Here is a 23,692-nt window from a genome sequence, read left to right as displayed (position 1 = left end):
GTGCCCGGGATGAAGGTTCATATCCTCGACGACTGGTTCGACACCCTGCGCGGGTTGCCTTGCTTTGACCTGCTGGCGGGGCATGATGTCACCGTCTGGACGGACCATCAGCCTGACGAGGCGATCTTGGCCGACCGTTTACAGGATGCTGATTGCGTGGTGCTCTTTCGCGAGCGGACCAAGGTGACGCGGGGGTTGCTGGAGCGCTTGCCGAACCTGCGCCTGATCTCGCAACGCGGCGCCTATCCGCATGTGGATGTCGCGGCCTGCACCGATCAGGGCGTGCTGCTGTGTTCCAACAAAGGCGCGGATGGGGCCAACCATGCGGCGGCGGAACTGACCTTTGCGCTGATCCTCGCGGCCATGCGGCAACTCCCGCAGCAGATGGCAAGCGCCAAGGCGGGCAACTGGCAGATGGGCGTCGGCCGCAGCCTGCGCGGGCGGCGGCTGGGGCTTTATGGCTATGGGCGTATTGGACGTGTGGTGGCGGACTATGCCCGCGCCTTCGGGATGGAGGTCATCTGGTGGAGTTCCGAGGCCGGACGCGCGCGGGCGAAAGCCGATGGTGAGACCGTTGCCGAGAGCCGAGCGGCGTTCTTCGGGTCCTGCGACGTGGTGTCTCTGCATCTGCGGCTGACACCTGAGACTCGCGGCAGTGTCACCGCGGAAGATCTCAGCGCCATGTCGCCCCGCGCGGTACTGGTGAACACCTCGCGCGCCGGGCTGATTGCCGAAAACGCGCTGCTGCAAGCGCTTAACACCGGACATCTGGGCGCGGCGGCGGCGGATGTCTTTGATACTGAGCCGCTAACGGATCCCAACCACCCGCTGCTTTCACACCCCAAGCTGATCGCCACCCCGCATATCGGCTTTGTCACCGAAGACGAATTCGAAAAGCAATTCGCGGATATCTTCGAACAGGTGAACGCCTATGCGGCAGGCGCACCGATCCATATGATCAACCCTTCCGTCTACGCGCCATAAGGCCCGCCACCAGCGGCGCGCCGACGATCACCAACACGATGCGGGTCAGGTGGTGCGTGATGACAAAGCCCAGATCGGCCCCGGTAACGATGGCCAGCACCGTCATCTCGGCCTGCCCGCCCGGCGCGAAGGCAAGGAACGCCTCGACCGGATCGCCCAATCCGGCCCAGGTGACGAGGCCGGTGAAACCTGCGGCCAAGACGGCGAGCACCAGCACATAGGCGACGCCCGCCAGCACCACCCACGTCAGCTCGCCCCATGTCACGCCCAGAAAATGCACGCCGATCCCGCAGCCGATGAAGAACTGCGCGGTAAGGATGGCCTCGGCGGGCGGGCGGCTGTGGATCAGGCCAGCCAGTGACAGGAGGGCGGTCACGATCATCGGGCCAAGGATGGACGCGCCAAACAGGCCGATTCGCTCTCCCCCCTTCCAGCCGATCAGGGCTGCGGCGGCCATCAAGGCCATCTCCCTCACCGGCAGTTCTGTTACCGGCGCGCCGATGGGATTGGTCAACCCGGCCCCGTAAGCCAGCGTCAGGAAAGCGGGCGCGAGGGTGACGATGATCAGCACCCGCGTCGCATGGATTAGCGACAGCGCCCGTGGATCGCCGCCCGCTTCGGTGCCAAAGATCACCATGTCCTGCAGGCCGCCCGGCATCGCGGCGTAATAGGCCGTCGGCGCGTCGAACCCCCAAACATGCCGAAAGAACGGGACGCCGATAATCCCGATCAGCGCGATAAAGACCGGGACCAGCGACACCGACATCGCCATTTGTGGAAGCTGGTGAAACAGGTCCGGCGTGATCGAGGCGCCGACCGCCACCCCAAGGATCGTGCGCGCTGCGACCGAGACCTGACCGAAGCCGTTGATCGGCAGGTTCGATAGCGCCGCGATGAGACAGGCTGCCATTGGCCCGAACAGGAATGGCAGCGGTAGGTCGACCCACCAGAAGGCCAAAGTACCACCCCCGGCAAGGATTAGGGTCAGTGAGCGGCTTTGGGTCGATTGGGAAATGCGCATGGGTGTCCACCTACTCATTCTTCCGGGCTTGACCCCTATTGGATACGATTGTATCCAATTGTATGCAATAGCGAACCTAGGGGCGTTTCCATGAGCGAAGAAGACCGCACACCGCAGGGCAACTCTGCCTACAATCAGTTGATGGATGAACTTCGCGCCGGTCGGCTGAACCCCGGCGATAGGCTGCGTGAGACCGAATTGGCCGACCGCCTGGGCGTCTCCCGCACCCCCGTGCGCGAAGCGATCCGTCAGTTAGAGGCCGACGGCGTCGTTGCCCACATTCCCCGCCAAGGGGCAAGCATCCGCACGCTGGACTACGCCGAGGTGATGGAACTCTACGAGATGCGCGCCGTGTTGGAGGGCACCGCCGCGCGGCTGGCCGCCCGCGCCGCCTCGGACATCGAGATTGAAGAGTTGCAAGACATGAACCAGCAGCTTGCCACCCTGGGCAATGTGCCCGAAGCCTTCACCCTCAACCGCCAGTTCCACGCCGCCCTTCTGGACGCCGCGAAGAACCGTTTTCTGACCCGGTCGATTCATACGCTGCAAAAGACGCTGATGATCCTCGGCCCGACGACGCTCACCGATCCTGACCGTGCCGAGAAAGCGGTGGAGGAACATTTTGGCGTTCTGGATGCGATCAAGGCCCGTGATGCCGCCCTCGCCGAAGCGGCGATGCGCGCGCATATCGAAGCGGCCCAACGGGTCCGGGTTCGCGCCCTGCGCGCGCAGCCCACGCGCGATGAGACCTATGACGGAGACCTGCTGTGACTGAAACCTACGATATCGTCGTGATCGGCGGCGGCAATGCGGCGCTTTGTGCCGCGATCACCGCCGCCGAAAACGGCGCCCGCGTGCTGATCCTTGAGACCGCGCCAATACCCTACCGGGGCGGCAATTCGCGCCACACCCGCAACTTCCGCTGCATGCACCATGGCCCTTTGGGCCCATTGGTCGAAAGCTACACCGAAGAGGAATACCTCGCCGATCTGATGAAGGTGACAGGTGGCAAGACGGATGAGCATCTCGCACGCCTCGCCATCCGCTCTTCCGAGGAATGCCTGCCTTGGATGGAAGAACATGGTGTGCGGTTTCAGCCCTCGCTGTCGGGCACCCTGTCACTTGCCCGCACCAACGCCTTCTTTCGCGGCGGTGGCAAGAGCCTCGTGAACGCCTATTACCGCACCGCCGAAGGGCTGGGCGTGGATGTGCTCTATGAAGCTGCCGTCACTCATCTGGAGTTGGACGGCGACCGGGTGACGCGGGTGGACTATACCCACGAGGGGGCCGCCAAGAGCCTCTCGCCCAAATCCGTCGTCGTGGCCTCTGGTGGCTTTCAGGCCGACACCGACTGGCTGGCGCGGGCATGGGGGCCAGCGGCAAAGAATTTCCTGATCCGCGGCACGCCCTATAACCGCGGCGTGGTTCTGGCCGACCTTCTGGATCAAGGCATCGCACAGGTTGGCGATCCGACCCAATGTCACGCCGTCGCCATTGACGGGCGGGCACCGAAATTCGATGGCGGGATCGTCACACGGCTGGATTGCGTGCCCTTCTCCATCGTCGTCAACAAGGACGCACAGCGGTTCTATGATGAGGGCGAGGATGTCTGGCCCAAACGCTACGCCATTTGGGGCCGACTGGTGGCCGCCCAGCCCGATCAGGTCGGCTATGTCATCATCGACGCGAAATCGCTGAACCTGTTCATGCCTTCGGTCTTCCCCCCGATCAAAGCCGACACGCTGGCGGAACTGGCGGATAAGATGGGCCTGCCCGGTGATGCGCTGGCGCAGACCGTGGCCGAATTCAACGAAGCCTGCGGCGATCAAAGCGGCTTTCACCCCACCGAGCTTGATGGCGTGGCGACCTCCGGCCTCACCCCACCCAAGACCAATTGGGCGCGACCGATCACCGAGCCGCCGTTCTACGGCTATTCGCTGCGCACTGGCGTTACCTTTACCTATCTCGGGCTGAAGGTGGATGAAAACGCGCAATGCTCCATCGACGACCGCCTTGTCAGCAATCTCTGGGCGGCGGGCGAAACCATGGCCGGGTCGATCCTGGGCCAAGGGTATCTCGCCGGTTTCGGCATGACCATCGGCACCGTTTTCGGACGTATCGCAGGCAAGGAGGCCGCAGCCCATGCAAATTGATCTACTCCAAGAGGCCCGCCGTCAGGCCGAAATCTGCAACGCCTGCCGCTATTGCGAGGGGTACTGTTCAGTGTTCCCTGCCCTGCAAGCCGAACGCGCCTTTTCTGACGGGGATCTGACGCAACTGGCGAACCTCTGTCACAACTGCCGGGGCTGCTATTATGCCTGCCAATACACCGCCCCGCATGAGTTTGAACTGAACCTGCCGCAAGCTTTGGCCGATGTGCGCCAAGACAGTTGGGAAGAGTTCGCCTTTCCACGTGCCGCCGGGAAAGCCTTCCAGAAAAACGGCCTCGCCATCGTGCTCGCCACTGTCTTGGGCTTTGCATTGCTGTTCTGGGCTGCCCGTGCGCTGGCCGCTGCAGGAGGCGAAGGCTTCTATGCGGTGCTATCCCACAATGCGATGGTGGCGATCTTTCTGCCCGCCTTTCTTTTTCCGCTGTTCAGTATCGCCATCGGGCTGCGACGCTACTGGCAAACCGTGGGCGGCGCCCCGGTGCGCCTGTCGCATCTGCGCGGGGCCATCGCCTCTGTCGCGAACATGCGCAACCTCAAGGGCGGCCACGGCGACGGCTGCAACTTTGAAGACGAAGACCGCTTCACGCACGCCCGCCGCTATGCGCATCAGGCAATCATGTATGGCTTTCTACTGTGTTTCGCTTCGACCAGCGTGGGAACCCTGATGCACTATCTGCTGGATATGCCCGCCCCTTATGGGCTGTTTTCGGCACCAAAGATTCTTGGGCTCTCGGGTGGCATTCTATTGGTATTGGGCTGTAGCAAGATGGTCTGGCTGAAGTTGCGCTCGGACAAATCACTCGGCGCGACTAATGCCTTTGGCGGCGAAATAGCCTTTACCGGATTGCTGGGGTTTGTCGGGCTATCAGGGCTGCTGCTCTATGCGGCAGGGGGCACCGGCTGGATGCCGGGGCTTTTGGTCATCCACCTTGGCGCGGTGCTTGCATTTTTCCTGCTCACGCCTTTCACCAAGATGGCCCATGGGTTCTACCGAATGGCCGCACTGGTCAGGGATGCGCAGCGGCACGAGACGGTCTGACGCTGTGCTCCAGCAACGCTTTCAGATCGCCCCGGCCGCGCCGACAGACGGCGCGACCGGGAGGCGCTCATTCACCGAGCCGATGCTCTTCCCGTCATGCATGAGTTTGAAAGCCTGATCGATCTCTTCCAGCCCCATGGTGTGGGTGATGAAATCATTCAGCTTGAATTCGCCGTTCCTATAGCGCTCGACATAGTCAGGCAGCTCGGAGCGAGCCCGTGACCAACTGGAACGGACGCGTCGAGATTTCCTGCCCCGCCCCAGCAGATGCGGCCCTCAGAGGGATGGCTGACCGGATCAGGGCGCATTGGGGCCATCAATGGCTCTGGGCAGATGACCATTTCCAACACGCTCTCCTCACTGGCGCGATCGCGAGCCGGGTGCGAACGCATGGCGACGACGCCTCTCCCGTTCATCTACTCGCTCATGGTGCGCCGCACGATATACCTCTATTGCTGGCTACTGCCCTTCGCACTTATCGAGGCGACGAGCTGGTTCGCCCCGGTCTTCGCGGCGGTGGTCGCCTGTGTATTCTTTGGCCTGCAAGCCGTCACCAACGAATTGGCACATCCGTTTCGCCACGTCCAGAACGGCCTGTCCCTCGACGCGATGTGTCGTGTGATCAAGATTTCAGCCTGTGAAGCCTTGGGCCAAGAGGCGCCCGCGATGAGAACCTCGGAAAACTATGTGCTGACTTGAGCCGCTGGAATGCGGCTTTCGGCGGGGCTTCGTTCAGCGAAAGGCTCATTTGGCCGCACCATGAGGGAATCTAAGGCGACGTGGCAGATGCCCCCTTCATGCGGAACCAAATGGCCCAATAGGCACCGTCCTATTGATGGAGCTCTTTTGCCAAAAACCGAACGAACAGAAGCGTGAGGTTCTCGCGCCGCGAGGTGTCTGGCCAGACGGCAAAAATTCCCAACGGTTTCAGCCGCCAATCGGGGAACAGGCGGCTCAATTTGCCCTCCGCCTCCCCCCGGGCGGCGAGATGCTCGGGCAGAACCGTGGCGCCAAGGTTCTTGCAGGCGAAATGGTAGAGGGCATCCACGCTGTCCACTTCCAGCCGGGCTTGGCCCAGAACTTTCGCCTCTTCCCCACCGGGGCCGCTAAGGCGGGTATAGTCTGAGCGATGTCGGTAGCGCACCCAGTCCCAGTCTTCCAGATCGCAAGGATGTTCGGGGGCCGGGCGCGTTGCGGCATAGTCGCTGCCGACCACCAAGGCGCGCGCGCTTTCACCCAGCTTGCGCGACATCATCGCACTGTCGTCGAGCCAGCCCGCGCGGATATTCACATCGAAGCTACCGCCGCTTCAGGACAACTCGGTCAGGAAATCGCCCGCAAACTCATTGAGCGAACAGATCACGCCTCGGTCATCGGCCTCGCCCGAAGACCGCATCGGCCAGCACCGCAATGTGATCGAGGCGGCCAAGGCCGCTGGCGTTCGCAAGATCGTCTACACCAGCATTCAGGGCCCCGAAGATGGGACCGCTTCTCGTCGGTTGTGCAGAGCAACCGCCAGACCGAGGCCGAGATCGCCAACAGCGCGGGAGACGGTAAATGCGGGTACACGACCCGCTCCGAACTAGCCCATGCCTATGCCGCTTTTCTGACGCGGGACGAATTGAACGGCCAAATCTCTGATTTGAATGGCGCGCCGATCACTTCCGTGATTTCCGGATGATCCAGGCATTCGAAAAGGGCACCCGACCCCACGGTGCCGGTCGCGCCAAAGATGAGAATACGTTTGGTCATGCGTTGTCCGCCGATACGCTGACCGGCATGCTGCCGTTCCGTATTGCGCAGCTTAGCTGAGAAGATCTGTGCCCTGCTGGGGCACTCCTTACACTCCAGCCCGGTCGCCAGTGATCACGTTGATGCTTCTGCCATCGACAGCTGCTGCCTGTAATCCTGAAGTCGGGCGTTGGCGTTGCTGTCAATGAGGATAAGAACCGTGAACAAGGCGATAGCAGTGATCAGGCTCGCGCGCCAATAGGGCCCGTCGAGGAAGGGGATCGCCAAGGCGCAGAGGGCAATGATCGCCGGGAACAGGCGAAAGGCCAGGATGCGATAGTCGTTCAGCACCTTGTCGGTGCGGGCAAGCTCGGCGGTCAGGAACGCGGTGGCATCACTGGCATAAGTCGCAGGCACCGCTGCCAGACGGCTCTGCCCCAGCAAGCCCAAGCCGACGCCCAGAATCAGCAGCAACACACCCGCCACCAGCATCGGGACAAGTAAGGCGCGGGAGAAATCGGTGCCGCCCCACTGCCGGAACCCCAGGCCGGCGAGCAGGAAGGCCAGCCCGAAGGCGGCGAAGACCGCGCCGGAGTGCATTTCGAACCGTGCCCAGTCGCTGGCGGCTTTCACGATGTCCATGGGATGACCTTTCGATCAGAGGGTTGAAGGCGAGGGGTCCGGTGATCCCGGAGACGCCCCGAACTGTCGATGGGCTCAGAGCGTCCAGGTAAATCCGGTGTCCTGCTCGGACCGCTCCCAGAGCCGGGCCATGACCGCTTTGTCGTAGGCATGCGCGTTCAGCGTGCCCTTGCCCACCGGGCCGACGAACTCGCGGGTGCCGGTCGGGCCATAGAGCGCGCGCTGCTCGGTCAGCGCCTCTTCGGTAGCGCACATGACCTCCGGATAGGCCCCCTGTTCGGCGGTCTGGACCATCGGCGTCTTGGTCATCAGCCACCAGATGGCGCGCATGGTCCGGCTGCCGCTGGTCGAGATCAACGAGGTCGCCGACGAGCCGGGGTGGCAGACATAGACTTCGACGTTGCGGCCGGCGGCCTCTGCCCGGTCCTGAAGCTCGTAGGCAAACATCATCTGCGCCAGCTTGCTCTGCGAATAGGCGGTGTTCGCGCCGTAGCCCGCGTTCCAGTTCATGTCGTCGAAGCGGATGGTCTTCAGCCCCATGTTGTAGCCGAGGCTGGCAACGACAACGATCCGCCCCTGCGACTGCTCGATGCAGTCGAACAGCATCCCGCAGAGCGTGAAGTGGCCGTAGTGGTTGGTGCCCAACTGGCTCTCGAAACCGTCGGGGGTCAACTGGCGGGTCGGCACCTGCGCGATGGCGGCGTTGCAGATCAGCGCATCGATGCGCGGGGTGGTCTTCAGAACCTCTTCGGCGGCCTTGCGGACCGAGGCCTGTTCGGCCAGGTCCATGCGGACAAAGCGCACGGGCGCGGCGGTGCCGAACTCCTGCTTCAGTTCGCTAACGGCAGCGGTGGATTTCTCGGCGCTGCGGTTCAGCATCACCACTTCCGCGCCCTTGCCGAGCAGGATGCGCGCGGCCTGAAAGCCCGCGCCGGCATTGGCGCCGGTGATGACATAGGTCTTGCCGGCAAGGGTGCCGAGGCGTTCGGGCGTCCAGCCCTTTGGTCCGAAGGTCGTGTCAGCCATCTGTATGATCCTTGGTATGCGTCTATGGAGGGGCGCGCCCGGACATGATCTGGGCGCCATATTTTGGCTTCAGTCGTGAAGCTGGCTGAACAGCGTGTCTCCGCGCCGCCAGACCGGCAGGTAGCCGGGGTATTCGGGCTTGAGCGCGCTGACGTCGTCGAGCTGCGCCATCTCTGCATCGCTCAAGCTGATGTCGGCGGCTTTCAGGTTGTCGACCAACTGCGCCTCCTTGCGGGCGCCGACGATTACGCTGGTGACGCCGGGCTTGTGCAGCAGCCAAGCCAGGGCGATCTGCGCCACCGAGGCATCCTTTTCCTCGGCGATCTGCGCCAGCGTCTCGACAATGTCGAACCCCTGCTCCTTGGCAACCGGCGGGAAATCAAAGGTGGCGCGGCGGCCGGAGCCTTCTGCCTCGCGGGTGTATTTGCCGCTCAGGAAACCGCTGGCCAGCGGGCTCCAGATAAAGGTGCCGAGACCGAGGTCGCGCACGGCGGGGAGGATCTCGCGCTCAAGCTCGCGGCCGACGAGGCTGTAGTAGGACTGCGCCGAGACGAAGCGCTCGGTGCCCAGAAGCCGCGCCACGCCGTCCGCCTTGGCAATCTGCCAACCGGCGAAGTTCGACAGACCGATGTAGCGCACCTTGCCCTGCCGCACGAGGTCATCGAGCGCGCGCAGCGTCTCTTCCAGCGGCGTGGTGATGTCGAAGTTATGCACCTGGTGGAGGTCGATGTAATCGGTGCCCAGCCGTTTCAGGCTGCCCTCGACCTCACGCATGATGGCCAGCCGGCTGGTACCCAGATCGTTCGGGCCGGTGGACATAGTGTTGTAGAGCTTGGTGGCGATGAGGGTGTCCTGACGGCGCGCCCCAAGCGCCACGCCAAGCATCTCTTCCGAGACGCCCGAGCTGTAGACATTGGCGGTGTCGAAGATGTTAACGCCCGCCTCGATGGCCAGATCGACCATGCGTGTTGCCAGCTCCTGACCGGTGGCGCCCACCAGATCGGCATAGCTGCCGTCTTCGTTGTCGAAGGTCATGGTGCCCAGCGTCAGTTCGGAAACATAGAGACCGGAATGTCCAAGCTGCTTGTATTTCATCGTGATGTCCTTTCGCGCCGCGGCGCTTGCGTTTGTAAACTGCGATGTTTACTTAGTGAGGAGGACGCATTTGGTAAACCACCGTGTTTACATTTTTTCGGCCGAACAGGGTATATCCGATGAAACTGACTGAAAAGAAACGAAAAGATATCCTGGACGCCGCAATCCAAGAGTTCCGCGAACAGGGGTTTCCGGCGGCGCGGGTGAATAGAATCGCCGAATTGGCCGAGGTTTCGAAGCGCACGCTCTACAAACATTTCGAGAGCAAGGAGGTGCTGTTCCAAGCTATCACTGACATCCTGCTCGAGCAGATCGCCGCCACGCCGAAGCTGCGCTACGACCCTCAGGCCCCACTGCGAGAACAGCTGACCGCGGCGGCGCGGGACTACATAGGCCACCTCTCGGGCGCAGAATACATGGGCCTCAACCGGCTGGTGATGTCAGAGCTGTTGCGCGATCAGGATCTCGCCCAGGCCTTTTTTGCCAAAGCCGCGATGCAGGACGGCCCGATACAGGCGCTGATCGCCGAAGCCATGCAGGCCGGCGCGCTGCGGCGGGCCGAACCGGGCTTTGCCGCCGGGCAGCTCCTGTCGATGATCAAGCATTTCCTGATGTGGCCGGAGTTCCTTTTGGGCGAAAAGGCCGATGTCGACGCAGAGGCGGTGATCGCCGATTGCCTGGACATGTTCCTCGCGCATTACGGCGAGAAAGACTGAGGGGTAGATGTGCAGCTGCCTCCGCTTCCCCTCTATTGCATCTATCGGCGCAGTTCCGACGTATCCACCTACAAGGCGATCGCCGATCTTGCGCGGGCCAGTGCGGAGCGTCATCAACAGCAGACCTGATGTCGCTTGAGATGGCCTGACCGGAAAAACCTATCACGCCGCCCGAATAATCCCGTTTTCCGTTGGACCCATCTCGGCAAGGGTGCCCCAACAACAGTTGACAGAGCTTGAACGCACCTCGACGGAGACCGCCTCCGCGTCGAAGATGGAAAGATAGTGGAGCATCGTGATACTCTCTCAGAAATCCCCGCAGACATGCCCCATGATAACGACAGATTCAGAAAGGAAGACCATGCGTGATCCAGAGACCGACAAGGCCAACGTCATCGCTTTCTACGAAATGATGTTCAATGATTGCCGCCCCGCAGACGCCATCGCGCGCTACGCCGGAGCGCATTACATTCAGCACAATCCCCATGTGGCGGACGGCAAGGCGGCCTTCGTTGCCTATTTCGAGCGGATGGCACGCGAACATCCGGGCAAACATGTCGAGGTCAAGCGGTCATTCGTGGACGGCGATCATGTGATCCTGCATTGCCATCAGCTATGGCCCAACGGCCCCGATTATGCAGGCATGGACATTTTCCGTCTCGATAAGGAAGGGAAGATCGTCGAGCATTGGGACGTGCTTCAGGAAATGCCTGTGCATAGTAAGAACGACAATGGCATGTTTTGAAGCAATGGATGCCGTTCGAGCACGGTGCAGCAACTAACGGTCAGGAGATGTACCTAAGGTCAAAGCTATTCGAAATTTGTCGATGCAGGCTTGGGAGTGAGCTTTGTGACCAGTCGCATCGATAGCGCGATCAACGCTGACATGCGTATTGTCGATCTCGAAGGCCCGGCTCCCTATTTGTCCCTCGCACTGGCGTGGTGCCGCGATGACCCATCACCTCTCCTTCAGACTGTGCGCGCGCTGGCCCTGAAGGAGATCGTCATATGACAGCCGCCTTTAAGGTTCTACTTTGTCAGGCCACTCACGGCTGTATTGCACACCAAGAAAGAAATTGCGTAGTTCAGGAAACGATTTCCAACACCAACGCCGCAAGAAACAGGCCAAGGCCAAAAACCGAATGGCCGAAAACGCTTTTCAACCGGGCAACATTCGGAGAAGGCGCCCGCGACGCTGCGATACCCAGCCCCATGCCCGGCATCATGATAAAATACGGCAAGACAAGCAAAGCAATAGAAAGGCTCATGGGCTGCGCAAGCTGGGGATCAGCAAACCAATCCGCGCCCCAGATCAAAGCCAAGAGTAGTCCATAGCCGATGCCGATGGCGTAGTGGAACGACCAGCCCAGTATGTTTTCGCCAGGGATCGGTTTGGCGTCTTTCAAACTGCGCTGAATGAATTGCCCATTGGGCATATGACCCATCCAGCGCCCGACCATGCGCCAATTCGTGGCCGTGTATCCTAAAAACCGAGCCATAAGGGCCATAACCGCGTCGAAAATCAACGTGCCGCCGATCCCTACAAGGGTCGCTGTTATGAGAGTTTGTAAATTAGGCATGTTGAGTTTGTCCTTTTGGTTTGCATTCTTTTGCTAATCTCAGAGGCCTTTCGGCGCGGCACTTACAAACGTCGCGCCGCTTGCCAGACCAATGGCGCAAGCACGACGGCGATGAAGGGAAACATCAAGAGATTGATAAGATGCCATCCCGACGCCTGCATCAACGCGCCGGAAAAGAACGAAAGCGCCGCGACTGTGCCGAAAACGGCGAAATCATTCAGCCCTTGGGCACGCCCGCGCTCGGCCTCTGTATGCGCAGCGGCCACCATCGCAGTGGCCCCGATGAAGCCAAAGTTCCATCCAATCCCAAGAAGGATGAGAGAAATGAAGAAATGCCTCAGATCCAGACCGGTCAACGCAACAGCACCTGAAATGCCGATGATGATCAGGCCAGCGGCGGTGACCTTTTCCTTGCCGAACCGGGCGATCAGCTTGCCCGTCACAAGGCTTGGCGCGAACATCGCCAGCACATGCCACTGAATACCCCACGCCGCGTGGTCAATCGAATGCCCGCATCCGACCATCGCCAGCGGTGCGGCCGTCATGACGAATGACATAAGCCCGTAAGACACCACGCCAGCGGCGACCCCAAGCATGTATTTCGGCGAAGCCAGAAGTTGGAACACTGTGCGCCCCCCATCATCGGACAGCGTTTCGGCTGTGGCTGCAGGTTGGCGTCCCCTTAACCGGGTCAGAACAAAAAACGCGATGAGCGCCAGCGCCGCTTGGCTCAGGAAACTGCCCGCAAAGGGCACGCCCGGCACAGCGTCGCGCGTGGCAATGACCAGTTGCGGGCCGATAATGGCAGCGACCAGGCCGCCGACCATGACCCATGAAATGGCCCGCCCCCTGTCTGCTCCTTCGCGCCCGTCGGCAGCTGCGAAACGGTAGGACTGTACATAGGACGCATAGAGCCCCGCCAGAAACGTTCCCAAACAGAAGAATGTGAACGCCCCAAAGGATATCGCACCAGCGGCGACCAATCCCGAGAACACGCCGATCATCGCGCCCAGAAGATAACCGCTGCGACGCCCGTATTGTCGCATGATCCAAGCGGCAGGCACCGTTCCAAGGGCAAGCCCAAGATTATAGATGCTGACCGGAAGGGTCGCCAAAGCAGGGTCAGTTGCAAGGTCCTGACCAACCAATCCCCCCAGCGAGATTACAATCGGTCCGCTGGCAGCCCCCAAAGATTGGGCGAGGATCAGCACCGTAAGGTTGCGCCGGAACCCGGCGGCTTCAGTCGTGCGTAATGTCCGAGTCATCATATGTTATCCGTATGGCCACCATGCCCGTTGGATTGGCTTGGCGCGGCGTGTTTTCATTCTTCTATTGAATGCCCAAACCCATGCGGGCGGGTGGTGATCAGGTCTGCATGGGATCGTGCAGCGCCAGTGTGCTGGCCGCATGTTCGGCCGCCTCTAATGCGCCCTCAAGAAAGCCTCCGAATTCCGGTGCGGTCTCGGTCGACGCAAATATCATCCCGCGTGCTGAAAGGGCACACAGGTTGGTCGGCAAACCATAGCGGGGGTGGCTTCGGACCGGCTGCCGATCCTGTAGCCGCGCGATGTGGGGAATGGTCGCCCAGTCTTGCAAAACAAGGTGCATCGGGTTGGCCATTTCCGGTCCGAACATCGTCGTCAGCTGCGTCACCGCAAGGCGCATCATCTCATCTTTGTGCTGGGCACGCGCATCCGCAGGAACCCCGACAAAACCGAAGAGCGCATAGGGACCGCCCTGCCTTGGCGAAGCATCGTGAATTTCGACCATCGGCCCCTGCTGGCTCATGGCGTCGCCGGACAGCCCGGCATGTCGCCAATGAGGCTGATCGTAAACCGCAACGATCTTGGCCTGACCGGCCATCCAGGTCGGCGTGTCTTGCAATGCCTGCATTTGGCCCGCATCCAGTGCGGGCTCAAAGGAAACGGTATCGGCGATCACCCGGGGCGGCATGGCCATTGCGATCCTGTTGGCCGTGATGATCTGTGCGCTGCCGTTTTGATCAACCTCCGCCGTGATGATGCCCGCCGAGTGATCGACCGACGTCAGCCGCGTGCTGGTCATGATCTTCACCGGATCCAACCCTTTGGCCAAAGCATGCACCACAGAGCCGATCCCACCGGCCAAGCGGTACGACCCCTCCATAGAGGCATAGCCGCGCCCGCGCTGCACGGTGCCATTTTGCTCTTGATAGACCAAGTCACCCGTCGAGAACTGCTCGAACACAGGGATCTGAAAGCGTTCCGCGAGGGCCGCCATGCGCGGCTGGCCCGGCCAGAACCACGCAGGCCCGAGGTCGAACGCGCCGCCTGAAAGCTCTTTGGTCAGGATGCGCCCGCCAAGGCGGTCCTGCGCTTCAACCAGCAAGAAATCGCGGCCTTGGTGGGCCAGATGGTCGGCAAGCGCAAGACCCGACAAACCACCGCCCACAATCAGAACATCGGTCTGCATCAGAATGCCTCTCCCATCGGCCTGAAGTCCAGCTCATGCGTCCAGGTGGACCGTGGTTGATCCGCCAGCGCCAGATAGGTGCGGGCAATATCCTCCGGTTTCATCATCCTTGCAGGGTTCATACTGTGCAAGGCGCGGCTGGCATCCGTGTCGACAATTCCGTCAAGAACCACATGCACAACGTGGATACCCTGCGGCCCATATTCACGCGCCAGCGATTGGGTCAACGCCCGCAACCCTGCCTTAGCCGAGGCAAAGGCCGCAAAATTCTTGCCGCCGCGCAGGCTCGCTGTTGCGCCGGAGACGATGAAGGTGCCACCGCCGCCTTCCACCATCGCAGGCAACACGCTTCGGCCCAGATTGACCGCCGAAAGCACCATCGCACGCCATGTCGCCTCAAAATCTGCAGTCGTGGTATCTTCAAACCCTGCGATCACCAGCTTCGCGGCGTTGTGAACCACCAGTTTTGGTGCCCCATGGGTTTGGATCAGGTCCGAAACGGTTTGGGCTGTTTGATCAGGGTCGGACAGATCGACGGTAAGTGTCGTGCCCGCCGTCCTATTGGAAACCGAGCGGTTGAGGCCGATGGAACTATAGCCGTTCTGAGCAAAGGCGCGCACCAAGCTCTGCCCAAGACCGGCACCCGCCCCGCCAATGATTGCAAGTGGATCTGACATCTTATCCCCCGACATTCGGGGCTGTTGGCGTTTCCGAAAGATGGCCGGATTTGACCCAAACCCGCGCCCCATCAGGCCCGGAAACAGCGTTCAGCGGCGTGTGGGGCGGTAGGCGCAGCCAGGAATTGACCCTGAAGACCTTATCCCCTTCGATAAAGCTTCCTTCGACCACAAGGGCTTCGAACCCGTTGTGGCCGGCCTGCGTCACTGCCACGTTGGGCTCCCAAAGCTCAATCCGCACCCGTTCGTGCGCATCCGCGAACAGCGGAATTTCTGAAACACCCACACGCACCGGCTGCGGGGTCTGGGTGGTGGTGTCTATGGTGATCTGCTGACGGTCATCCATGTCGAACTGCCACAGCTTGACGAAGATCGTCGCCCCCGCAGCCGAGCTTGGCGTGTGCGCAGAGGTCGGCGGGTTGCGCACGTAGGTGCCGACCGGAAAGTCACCGTGTTCATCCTGAAACACGCCCTCAAGCACCAGAAACTCTTCGCCGCCGGTATGGGTGTGCGCCGAAAACGCGCTGCCCGGCGCATAGCGGACGATGGTCGTCGCCCGCGCGACCTCATCCCCGATCCGGTCCAGCATCCGCCGGTCCACGCCCTTCATCGGGGATGCAACCCACGGCTCCCTGTCCGAATGTACAACAGCACGTTCATCAAAATTTGCGTTCAGGTCCATGGTACATCCTTCCGGTTCAGCGCGCAGCGGCGCCACATAGCTACCTATCAGTTGATAGGCATTCAGTTAGATATTGCCCTCCCCCCTGTCAACACCTATCTACCACATGATAGACAGGAGCTTTGCATGCCGCAGACAATGAAAGACAAAATCCTTGATGCCGCTGAAAAGCGTGTCCGTGGTGCGGGTTTCTCGGCGATGAGCTTTCGCGACCTGGCAAGCGATGTCGGCATCAAAAGCGCAAGCGTTCACTATCACTTCCCGACCAAACCCGATCTGGGCGAAGCTTTGGTGGATCGCTACACCAGCCAGTTCAAAGAACAACTTGAACAGATCGACACGACCGGCTTGCAAACGGCGTTGGACAGCTACGTTGCGCTTTACTCTCAGGCGCTGGTCTTGGACGAAACCATCTGTCTTTGCGCAATTATGGGAGCAGAAGCGATCGGGCTGCCCAAGAATGTTAACCAGAAAACAAAAGCTTTCTTCAAAATGAACAGGCTGTGGCTGCTTGACCTGTTCCAACGCCATAGCGTTCAAAACCCCGAAGACACGTCCTGCCTCATCGTCGCGGCGCTGGAGGGTGGCATGATCGTTGCTTCATCCTCCGACGATCGTGCGATGTTCGACCAGATCGCCAAGGCCGCGATCCGAAGTATCGCCAAGATTTGACGTCGATATGGAGCGCTCTCGGCTGCCATTAGCTGCCTTTGCGCATCGACAAACTCGATCGCCGCACTGAACGTCCACTTTTTCGAGTTTACGCGATTAGGGTCAGGACCCATTGATTTCCGCGTGGTGGCGTGATTAACGGTTTGAAAATCGAGCGGTGAACATGTCTGACCTTTTCTGGCTAACAGAGGCGCAGATGGCACGCTTTGAACCCTTCCTCCCGACGTCCCACGGCAAACCACGTGTCGATGACCGGCGTGTATTGAGCGGGATTATCTTTACCAATCGCAATGGGTTACGTTGGCGCGATGCGCCCACAGCCTATGGCTCGCACAAGACGCTGTACAATCGCTGGAAGCGGTGGAGCGATAAGGGCATCTTCGCCCGGATGATGGCCGGCCTGGCTGCCGAGCACGGCGAACAGAAGACTGTGATGATCGACGCCACTTACCTGAAGGCCCACCGAACAGCGACCAGCATGGGCGTCAAAAAGAGGGGCGCGGACGCCTGATTGGCCGCACAAAGGGCGGCATGAACACAAAGCTGCATGCCATCTGCGACAGCGAAGGCCGGCCCCTGAACCTGTTTGTCACGGCCGGGCAGGTTAGCGACTACATCGGAGCACGGGCATTGTTGGGCAGCCTGCCGGATGTCGACTGGTTGCTCGGGGCCCGCGGGTATGACGCCGAATGGTTCAGAGAAGCATTGAAAGACAAAGGGATACGCGCCTGCATTCCCGGTAGAAAACAACGCAAGAAGACTGTGAAGTACGACAAGCGCCCATACAAGCGACGCAACAGGATCGAGATCATGTTCGGCAGGCTCAAGGATTGGCGACGTGTGGCGACCCGATACGACCGCTGCCCGAAGGTCTTCCTCTCAGCCATCGCATTCGCGGCAACCGTAATCTATTGGCTATGAGTCCTGATCCTAGATTGGTCGGTCTGGCTTTGCGGCGATATATCCGAATAGCTGTGGTGGACGAAAAACTGAAAAATTGTTTTTGCTTGCCAAAACCCCGCCCCATATCCCTTCTGAGAGGCGGGGCCCTCTATTTAGCCCATAAGGGGGCCTGAAACGCAAAAATCGGGCGTTTCCGCCCGATTGACTTATTTTGCTTGCGAAATGGACATTTCAGCCCGGCCGCTGGCTATTTATTGGTGGTCAGAACAACAAAAGAGGGAAAAACAGGAGAAGGCTTCTCAAGCTCCCAATAAACCCTGATTCTAAGATTCGAAAATTAATTTCTTTTCAATCACTTAAGATTCAGACACCCACGTGTAAAAACTAATAGTCTGCTCAAGAAAGGAAAAGCTTGCGCAGAATATTTTATTCTTATTATCAATTACTTAGAACGTGGCTCATTCACGTGATACTCTCATTTTCGGTTTTCTTGTGGGCGTCAGATATTGATCTCTCCCGTGTTTGGCGTCTTAGGGTTGCGGAAACCCATGGCGACCCAGGCCCCGAAGAGCTTGGCGAAGAAGCCAAGGCTCTGCTTCTTTGCGTTGGGAATGTCGTCTGGCAGCGTGGCACCCTCCGGGAGATCGGAGGCCATGGTGCGCATCGTGGGCTCAGGCTTTGTGCCAGGCGGCCAGAGTCCACTGTAGAGACTCAGCCAGTGTCCGCCTTTAAACTCCAGATAGACAGGCGTGTTGCAACAAGTGGCGATCACCCGCGTGCTGGGGGCCTCGGGCGACAGGCGGAACCCGGCCAGGTTGGCGGCTCCCGTAAGGAAACGCACGCGATCCTTGCGATACATGACAAAGGGCGTCGTGCCGTAATCGGTCAACGTCGGGGGTGCGCCCTCAAGACCCTGCATCCTCCCCGCCGCCTCGCGGCAGGAGTTGCAGCAGCATTCGACGCTTGCAATGGGCCTCCCCTCGACTTCGAGGTGGGTCTGGCCACAGGCACATCCGATCTGTGTTGCCTCACCCATGCGTTGGCTCCTTCTCGGCAGCAGCTTCGAGGGCGGCAATGTCGATCTTCTCCATCTGCATCATCGCCTCGCTCACGCGGCTCACCGCGCCCGGATCTTCACTGGCCAGCAGGCCCGGCATTCGCTTCGGCACGATCTGCCAAGACACGCCGAAGCGGTCCACGATCCAACCACACCGTCCTGCTTTACCGCCTTTCGCGGTCAGCGTGGCCCAGAGCCGGTCCGTCTCATCTTGATCCTCTGTCAGCACAGAGATAGATGCGGCGGGCGTCAGCTTGTGATGCGGCCCGGCGGTCAAGATCATCATGGGCGCACCTGCCAGCGTGAACTCGACAATCATCGGGTCGTCCGGTTGGCCGTTTTCGCGCACGGCCTCAATTTTGCTGTTTGGTATAAACGTTACGTATTCCTGCGCGGCAGCATGTCCGCCCTTCTCAAACCAGAAGCAGGTCCGCACTTTCGAGGCATGTTCCATCCAAAATTCCTCCATTGCTCTCGTGGTTGGGGGGTTAAGCTTTCAAGCCGGGCGGCCACATCAACATTCAGCCGCGCTTGCTTTCGACGTAGGTAGTGAAATTGTTTAAGATCGCCTGCCAACCGTCGCGCTGCATCTCGATCGGGTTCTGCGCCTCGGCGTCGAAGGTGGTCACGACATGGGTGTTTCCGCCGCTTCCGGTAAATGTTGTGCGGGACTTACGGCCGTCGTCAAGAACCAGCACGAGTGACTTATGCGGCTCGATCTCTTCGTAAGTGCCCTCGAAGTCGAAACCCATGCTTCCGTCCTTCGCCTCCATACGGGCGACCTGCTTGCCACCGGGGCGCAGAGCCACTTCGGCGCGCGGGCAGCACCAATCATCGTTTGCGAAATTCCACTGCATTATGTCGTCCGGGGTGGTGTAGGCGCTCCACACCTCTTCAACGGAGGCGGCAACTGTCGTTTCCACGGTGATTTGCTGGTTGGTCATGTTGATCTCTCCTTGTAGCTGGCTTCAGATGTATCTGGTTCCACCCCGAACAGGCCGCGCACATAGCGAATGAGGTGATCAACGCTTTCACGGGCGAGGTCCGGGTCTCCGGTGGCCTTAGCGAGGATGAACCCACCCTGAAGGACCGCCTGAGTGTGGCGGGCAAGGCTCTCGGCAGTCCAGTCAGCGGCGATGTTACGCTGCTTGCACGCCGCTTTGATGTCGGCCTCCAGCGTGGCGGCATGGCCGAAGATGCTGGCGGCGCAGGCATCCCGGATCGCGGGCGCGCTATCATGCACCTCCTGTGTCATGGTGCCGACAAGGCAGGTGTATTCAAACGTCTCGCCGCCGATGATCCCTTTGCGGAAATCGAGATAGGCCAGAACCCGGTCCAGCGGATCGTCCGGCTCATGGTATGGCGCGCTGGCAAAGAGTGCGCTGGTTGTCTCGGCCCAGAAATTTGCTGCCGCCACGCCAAGCGCGTCCTTCGTCTTGAAGTGATGGAAGAACGCGCCCTTAGTGACACCGGCCGACTGGCAGAGATCATCGACTGAGGTCGCGGCGAACCCCTTGCGCCGGATCACGTCGCGTGCGGCTTTTAGAAGGCGCGTGCGCGCATCGCCGCGCTCGGGGGATTGTTTGGTTGGTCTTGGCATACTCTACACATACCATACAGTTGGTATGTAATCAACAATTTCAAGAACGGCGTGCTGCGGTGACGCCAGAAGTCGCGGCCTGCGCACTTGAAACATGATATTAGGCATTGGCCGAAGCAGACTGTTCAACTATCGCGGCGAAGGGCAGCAAGGCCCCGCAGAGCGGACCAACACGGTTTGCGGATACCCCAAAACCTTACCAGGAACGCGATTTTACAACCGCATGACGGAAAATGCAGCCCTTTTGCTAGGGAAGTCCGAAAAGTCTCAGTCAAAGCTTACCACATGGAAACTAAGACGAAACGTCCGCCGGCTGAAAGCCGACGGACTGCCTATCTCGAGAGATAGATCAGCTTAAAGCGTGCCGTCACGCTCCAGCTTTTTGCGTGCAACTTTACGAGCGCGTCGTATTGCTTCGGCCTGACGACGCACCTTCTTTTCGGAAGGCTTTTCAAAATGTTGCTTAAGTTTCATTTCCCGGAATACACCTTCCCCCTGAAGCTTCTTCTTCAGAACACGAAGGGCCTGATCGACGTTGTTATCGCGAACACTAACTTGCATGGAATTCTCGTTATAGTAGCCAGACAGATTCACACTGGACTACCAAACCAACTTTTTTACCAGCTTTTTCATTCCCCCAGCAGCCTTAGAATGGGCTACAACCGGGAACGCGAACTCAAGCAGCCAAATGACTGCTAGCTCAACTAAGAATGCGTCAGACGGCTGCGACACCCATCGCCCTGAGTGGAAAGAGCCAGACAAGTAGGTGGGCATCTAGAGAGGGCCCGCCCGCAACTCCTATCGACATGCCCTCCCCTTCCTTTCAAACAACATAGGCGCCTTAGACCGAGTAGCGTTTCTCCAAATCATCAAACAGATCCTTCCGGACCAACCGCTGACGTTCGAGGAAACTTGCCACCGGACCACTTTCATCCATCTTGCCTTGTTCCTTGAGCTGCCCAAGTGCCGTCTGCATACCAAAAACTGCAGATTGCAGGGCCACATTGGCGTATAAGACAAGAGAGAAGCCCATCTCGCCAAGATCGTCGGCGTGCAAGATTGGTGTTTTTCCACCGACGACCAAGTTCACCAACTGTGGGGTGCCCTTTAGAGCAGCCGGAATACCCCTCAGCTCGTCCTCCGACTGAGGTGCCTCAACAAAAGTAATGTCAGCGCCTTCTTCGATAAATGCGGCGGCACGGTCCAATGCTTCTGAATAGCCGTCGGTGGCGCGAGCGTCGGTTCGGGCAACAATCAGTGTATTCTCATCTTGGCGTGCATCGACAGCTGCACGAATTCGAACGCGCGCTTCTTCAAGCGGCACCACTTCCTTGCCGGAAAAATGTCCACAACGTTTGGGGGATTTTTGGTCCTCGAGCTGCACGGCACTGGCGCCAGCTCGCTCAAGCGTTCGAATGGTATGGCGCACATTAAGTGCATTTCCAAAACCGTTGTCAGCATCAACAACGATCGGGAGCTCAGTGGCATCGCGAATAGTTGAGGTATGTTGAGCGATATCGGCTAAACCCACGAAACCCAAATCTGGCATACCTAGGTATGTATTGGTCAACCCCGCCCCCGACAAATAGACAGCTTCAAAGCCTTGGTCTTCGATAATTCTCGCAGCGAGCGCATTGGCCGCACCAGGCATTAAAACGGGTTTGCCCGTCAGGATACGTTGCTTAAAAGCGCGATTAATCTCATGGTTCATCATTGTCGTGTCTCACTTCTTCAAGTCTACTGATCAGGATTTCAGAGTGCGCCGACTGGGGCATAAACCTTCCCGTCCATCAGCCGCCGCTGGGTCCGCAGGATGCGGGCGGAACTTATAGCGTTCGCATCAATGTCTTTCGTGGCACCGACGGTAACCACTCCGCTTGGCGTGCCAATTCGCAGATTGAGCGGATCGAAACCGTCTGAAGCACATACAAATGGGACCGACCCCTGAAGCACGGCAGCGCAAGCAAGGGCCAGTGCCCCGGTAACAGGAACAGCCCGGTGGGCTTGACCCGCTGAAATCATGCGGATCTGTAGGTCATGCGATTGCGCTGACTGGAAGCTACCTGAAAGATCGTTGTAGTCCTCATTGGGACCCAACATAGCCACCTTGGGCGTTGCGATACGGTGCGCAGCCGCTGCAAGATCCTCAGTTAGCCCCATAGCAACGGATGCTTGCTGACGTATCTCTTCCAGGCGCGCCATCAGTATCATGTCAGCATCAATTTTCATGGGGTGGGCACTGGCGCTGCCGTTGACGTCGGCTGCCGCGACGAAGACCGTTGGAACGGCCGCATCAATCATCGTCACATTGACCTTTCGTTGGTCTGCCAATGTGAAGCAATCCATTACGCGATTGCTAGGCAACGTTCCGCGGCCGAATGTATTAGTTGGGTCTAGGAAGTCCAGAACCACTGGCGCCCCAGTCCCAAATACACCAGGGATCTCCAAGGTGCCCTCCACCTCTGAAAGCCCTTCCTTCACCGGAAAATTCGACACAATAATCTTACCCGAATTTGTATTGTGAATTCGAACGCAGGCCCCTCCATCACGCGGACCACTGACAAGTCCCTCATCGTAAGCAAATGGCCCCATCGCCGAACTCATATTTCCACAGTTTCCGGTAAAATCCACGGTATCATTGGCTACGCCCACTTGGGCAAATGTATAATCTATATCCGCATCTTCCCGAGTAGGTGGGCCAACGATACAAATCTTACTTAACGAAGAAATGCCCCCTCCCATCCCGTTGAGCTGGCGCATATGGGGATCTGGACTGCCGAGTATTGCAGCAAACAACTCGGGCCATTCTGCTTCCTCGTCGGGCAAATCGTCGCGCTTCAGCACGATGGCCTTAGATGTGCCTCCACGAATAAAGGCAGCGGGTATGCGGCGCTGGCTCATTCCGCGTCCTCCTCAGTTTCTGAAAGCTGCGCTTCAAGGGCAGCCCAACTGTTTAAAATATGGCGTCGCATTAACAGTCTTGCGACCTCCGGATCACCATCTGAAATAGCTGCGGCGATGCGCTTATGTTCGCGCAAGGCTTTGGCTCCTCGCCCAACCACATTGCGGTGCTTCATGCGCAGAAGTGCCAGTTGCGGATAAAGCTCCCTAGTGAGATAACGCAAAATAATGGGGTTGCCGGCCATCTGCGCTGTGACCATGTGAAAATCCTTGTCACCGGAACCCTGTAAATAAGCCCCTTCGGGGTGCGAGGCGATGTCCTCTGCATGCTGCTCCAACAGCATTCGAAAGGTTTGAGCGGAAGCCTGATCCGCCCTGCTTGCTGCCAACCCAGCAGCTTCTCCCTCAAGAGCTACACGCATCTCATAAAGAGCACGCGCATCTTCCCGGCTGATCAGCCGAACCCGCGCCCCACTATTTGGCACGATCGTCACAATGCCGCATTCGCTAAGGAGACTGAGCGCTGCTCGAACCGGCCCCCTACTGACTTCAAAGCGTTCGGCAAGACTGACCTCACCCAACCGCTCCCCCGGCCCCAACCGTCCCGACAAGATGTCGTCACGTATTGCATCGGCAAGCCGGTCAGATACTTGGCCTTTTGATTCGGTCCCTTTTGTCAACAATTCAGACATTAAGCACTCCACACTATCATCGCCGAAAATGATCTAGTTTTTCGTATACGCC

Annotated in this window: 29 protein-coding genes; 11 read left to right on the top strand and 18 right to left on the bottom strand. The window is 59.4% G+C overall.

What is annotated here, in order from left to right:
- Nucleotides 1-9 precede the first annotated feature (9 nt).
- Nucleotides 10-984 carry a D-2-hydroxyacid dehydrogenase family protein gene (locus tag BM229_RS14030; protein WP_093928263.1) on the top strand — a complete coding sequence of 325 codons (975 nt, stop codon included), beginning with the start codon at nt 10-12 and terminating at the stop codon, nt 982-984.
- Here BM229_RS14030 and BM229_RS14025 read toward each other — a convergent pair.
- Nucleotides 959-2,005 carry an AbrB family transcriptional regulator gene (locus tag BM229_RS14025; protein ID WP_093928262.1) on the bottom strand — a complete coding sequence of 349 codons (1,047 nt, stop codon included), beginning with the start codon at nt 2,003-2,005 and terminating at the stop codon, nt 959-961. The genes BM229_RS14030 and BM229_RS14025 overlap by 26 nt on opposite strands.
- 90 nt (nt 2,006-2,095) lie before the next feature.
- On the opposite strand from BM229_RS14025, the gene BM229_RS14020 reads away from it, so the two are divergent.
- The 4 genes from BM229_RS14020 (at nt 2,096) to BM229_RS14000 (ending at nt 5,914) form a co-directional block, all read left to right on the top strand.
- Entirely contained in the window at nt 2,096-2,776 is a 681-nt protein-coding gene (locus tag BM229_RS14020; RefSeq protein WP_093928261.1) for a GntR family transcriptional regulator, read from the top strand.
- A complete protein-coding gene (tcuA, locus tag BM229_RS14015) occupies nt 2,773-4,158 on the top strand; it encodes an FAD-dependent tricarballylate dehydrogenase TcuA (protein ID WP_093928260.1) in 1,386 nt (461 codons plus the stop codon). The genes BM229_RS14020 and tcuA overlap by 4 nt, the downstream gene beginning before the upstream one ends.
- Nucleotides 4,148-5,215 carry a tricarballylate utilization 4Fe-4S protein TcuB gene (tcuB, locus tag BM229_RS14010; RefSeq protein WP_093928259.1) on the top strand — a complete coding sequence of 356 codons (1,068 nt, stop codon included), beginning with the start codon at nt 4,148-4,150 and terminating at the stop codon, nt 5,213-5,215. The genes tcuA and tcuB overlap by 11 nt, the downstream gene beginning before the upstream one ends.
- Before the next feature lie 267 nt (nt 5,216-5,482).
- Complete coding sequence (locus BM229_RS14000; RefSeq protein WP_338117469.1) at nt 5,483-5,914, top strand: bestrophin family protein; 432 nt, start codon at nt 5,483-5,485, stop codon at nt 5,912-5,914.
- A gap of 130 nt (nt 5,915-6,044) precedes the next feature.
- On the opposite strand, the gene BM229_RS13995 is transcribed toward BM229_RS14000, so the two are convergent.
- The gene (locus tag BM229_RS13995; RefSeq protein ID WP_244152199.1) at nt 6,045-6,506 is read right to left on the bottom strand and encodes a LysR substrate-binding domain-containing protein; all 462 of its coding nucleotides are present in this window, start codon (nt 6,504-6,506) and stop codon (nt 6,045-6,047) included.
- 210 nt (nt 6,507-6,716) lie between these two features.
- Here BM229_RS13995 and BM229_RS18410 point away from each other — a divergent pair, with 210 nt between their 5' ends.
- Both BM229_RS18410 and BM229_RS18445 read left to right on the top strand, forming a co-directional pair.
- A complete protein-coding gene (locus BM229_RS18410; protein WP_244152198.1) occupies nt 6,717-6,896 on the top strand; it encodes a hypothetical protein in 180 nt (59 codons plus the stop codon).
- Nucleotides 6,893-7,027, top strand: a complete 135-nt coding sequence (locus BM229_RS18445; protein WP_276326646.1) for a hypothetical protein — start codon at nt 6,893-6,895, stop codon at nt 7,025-7,027. The genes BM229_RS18410 and BM229_RS18445 overlap by 4 nt, the downstream gene beginning before the upstream one ends.
- Before the next feature lie 54 nt (nt 7,028-7,081).
- Here BM229_RS18445 and BM229_RS13985 read toward each other — a convergent pair whose 3' ends face one another.
- From BM229_RS13985 to BM229_RS13975, 3 genes are all read right to left on the bottom strand, one after another.
- The gene (locus BM229_RS13985; protein ID WP_093928258.1) at nt 7,082-7,588 is read right to left on the bottom strand and encodes a hypothetical protein; all 507 of its coding nucleotides are present in this window, start codon (nt 7,586-7,588) and stop codon (nt 7,082-7,084) included.
- Between the two features lie 75 nt (nt 7,589-7,663).
- Nucleotides 7,664-8,614: an SDR family oxidoreductase gene (locus BM229_RS13980; protein ID WP_093928257.1), complete on the bottom strand. Its 951-nt coding sequence runs from the start codon at nt 8,612-8,614 to the stop codon at nt 7,664-7,666.
- Nucleotides 8,615-8,683: 69 nt separating this feature from the next.
- Nucleotides 8,684-9,709 carry an aldo/keto reductase gene (locus tag BM229_RS13975; RefSeq protein ID WP_093928256.1) on the bottom strand — a complete coding sequence of 342 codons (1,026 nt, stop codon included), beginning with the start codon at nt 9,707-9,709 and terminating at the stop codon, nt 8,684-8,686.
- Between the two features lie 119 nt (nt 9,710-9,828).
- Here BM229_RS13975 and BM229_RS13970 point away from each other — a divergent pair, with 119 nt between their 5' ends.
- Nucleotides 9,829-10,425 (top strand): TetR/AcrR family transcriptional regulator, encoded by a 597-nt coding sequence (locus BM229_RS13970; RefSeq protein ID WP_093928255.1) that lies wholly within the window; start codon nt 9,829-9,831, stop codon nt 10,423-10,425.
- Nucleotides 10,426-10,786: 361 nt separating this feature from the next.
- A complete protein-coding gene (locus BM229_RS13965) occupies nt 10,787-11,170 on the top strand; it encodes a nuclear transport factor 2 family protein (protein WP_093928254.1) in 384 nt (127 codons plus the stop codon).
- A gap of 340 nt (nt 11,171-11,510) precedes the next feature.
- Here BM229_RS13965 and BM229_RS13960 read toward each other — a convergent pair whose 3' ends face one another.
- The 5 genes from BM229_RS13960 to BM229_RS13940 all read right to left on the bottom strand — a co-directional run bounded on the left by BM229_RS13960 (nt 11,511) and on the right by BM229_RS13940 (nt 15,815).
- On the bottom strand, nt 11,511-12,005 hold the full coding sequence (locus BM229_RS13960; protein ID WP_093928253.1) for a DUF2938 family protein: 495 nt from the start codon (nt 12,003-12,005) through the stop codon (nt 11,511-11,513).
- Between the two features lie 62 nt (nt 12,006-12,067).
- Nucleotides 12,068-13,270 (bottom strand): MFS transporter, encoded by a 1,203-nt coding sequence (locus BM229_RS13955; protein WP_476755913.1) that lies wholly within the window; start codon nt 13,268-13,270, stop codon nt 12,068-12,070.
- Nucleotides 13,271-13,370: 100 nt separating this feature from the next.
- A complete protein-coding gene (locus tag BM229_RS13950) occupies nt 13,371-14,456 on the bottom strand; it encodes a flavin monoamine oxidase family protein (protein WP_093928251.1) in 1,086 nt (361 codons plus the stop codon).
- Nucleotides 14,456-15,133 (bottom strand): SDR family NAD(P)-dependent oxidoreductase, encoded by a 678-nt coding sequence (locus BM229_RS13945; RefSeq protein ID WP_093928250.1) that lies wholly within the window; start codon nt 15,131-15,133, stop codon nt 14,456-14,458. The genes BM229_RS13950 and BM229_RS13945 overlap by 1 nt, the downstream gene beginning before the upstream one ends.
- A 1-nt stretch (nt 15,134) precedes the next feature.
- Entirely contained in the window at nt 15,135-15,815 is a 681-nt protein-coding gene (locus tag BM229_RS13940; RefSeq protein ID WP_093928249.1) for a cupin domain-containing protein, read from the bottom strand.
- On the opposite strand from BM229_RS13940, the gene BM229_RS13935 reads away from it, so the two are divergent.
- Nucleotides 15,774-16,487: a TetR/AcrR family transcriptional regulator gene (locus tag BM229_RS13935; RefSeq protein ID WP_244152196.1), complete on the top strand. Its 714-nt coding sequence runs from the start codon at nt 15,774-15,776 to the stop codon at nt 16,485-16,487. The genes BM229_RS13940 and BM229_RS13935 overlap by 42 nt on opposite strands.
- 163 nt (nt 16,488-16,650) lie before the next feature.
- Nucleotides 16,651-17,408 (top strand): IS5 family transposase gene (locus tag BM229_RS13930; RefSeq protein ID WP_093928247.1). Its coding sequence is split into 2 segments (ribosomal slippage): nt 16,651-16,981 and nt 16,981-17,408, totalling 759 coding nucleotides; the frame shifts between segments, so codons are not numbered across the junction.
- A 481-nt stretch (nt 17,409-17,889) separates the two neighbouring features.
- On the opposite strand, the gene BM229_RS13925 is transcribed toward BM229_RS13930, so the two are convergent.
- From BM229_RS13925 to BM229_RS13890, 8 genes are all read right to left on the bottom strand, one after another.
- The gene (locus BM229_RS13925; protein WP_093928246.1) at nt 17,890-18,426 is read right to left on the bottom strand and encodes a GFA family protein; all 537 of its coding nucleotides are present in this window, start codon (nt 18,424-18,426) and stop codon (nt 17,890-17,892) included.
- Entirely contained in the window at nt 18,419-18,916 is a 498-nt protein-coding gene (locus BM229_RS13920) for a VOC family protein (RefSeq protein WP_244152195.1), read from the bottom strand. Before BM229_RS13920 ends, BM229_RS13925 begins: the two co-directional genes overlap by 8 nt.
- 52 nt (nt 18,917-18,968) lie before the next feature.
- Nucleotides 18,969-19,391, bottom strand: a complete 423-nt coding sequence (locus tag BM229_RS13915; RefSeq protein WP_093928244.1) for an SRPBCC family protein — start codon at nt 19,389-19,391, stop codon at nt 18,969-18,971.
- Nucleotides 19,388-20,047, bottom strand: a complete 660-nt coding sequence (locus tag BM229_RS13910) for a TetR/AcrR family transcriptional regulator (protein WP_093928243.1) — start codon at nt 20,045-20,047, stop codon at nt 19,388-19,390. The genes BM229_RS13915 and BM229_RS13910 overlap by 4 nt, the downstream gene beginning before the upstream one ends.
- Nucleotides 20,048-20,401: 354 nt before the next feature.
- Complete coding sequence (rpsU, locus tag BM229_RS13905) at nt 20,402-20,608, bottom strand: 30S ribosomal protein S21 (RefSeq protein ID WP_067940202.1); 207 nt, start codon at nt 20,606-20,608, stop codon at nt 20,402-20,404.
- Nucleotides 20,609-20,888: 280 nt separating this feature from the next.
- Complete coding sequence (locus BM229_RS13900; protein WP_093928242.1) at nt 20,889-21,761, bottom strand: isocitrate lyase/PEP mutase family protein; 873 nt, start codon at nt 21,759-21,761, stop codon at nt 20,889-20,891.
- Between the two features lie 38 nt (nt 21,762-21,799).
- Nucleotides 21,800-22,948, bottom strand: a complete 1,149-nt coding sequence (locus BM229_RS13895; protein ID WP_093928241.1) for a PrpF domain-containing protein — start codon at nt 22,946-22,948, stop codon at nt 21,800-21,802.
- Complete coding sequence (locus tag BM229_RS13890; protein ID WP_093928240.1) at nt 22,945-23,640, bottom strand: GntR family transcriptional regulator; 696 nt, start codon at nt 23,638-23,640, stop codon at nt 22,945-22,947. The genes BM229_RS13895 and BM229_RS13890 overlap by 4 nt, the downstream gene beginning before the upstream one ends.
- Nucleotides 23,641-23,692 lie beyond the last annotated feature (52 nt).

Origin of the sequence: Sulfitobacter dubius, assembly GCF_900113435.1 — a bacterium.
GTDB classification, from domain to species: Bacteria; Pseudomonadota; Alphaproteobacteria; order Rhodobacterales; family Rhodobacteraceae; genus Sulfitobacter; species Sulfitobacter dubius.
This window is presented reverse-complemented; position numbering and strand designations above follow the sequence as displayed.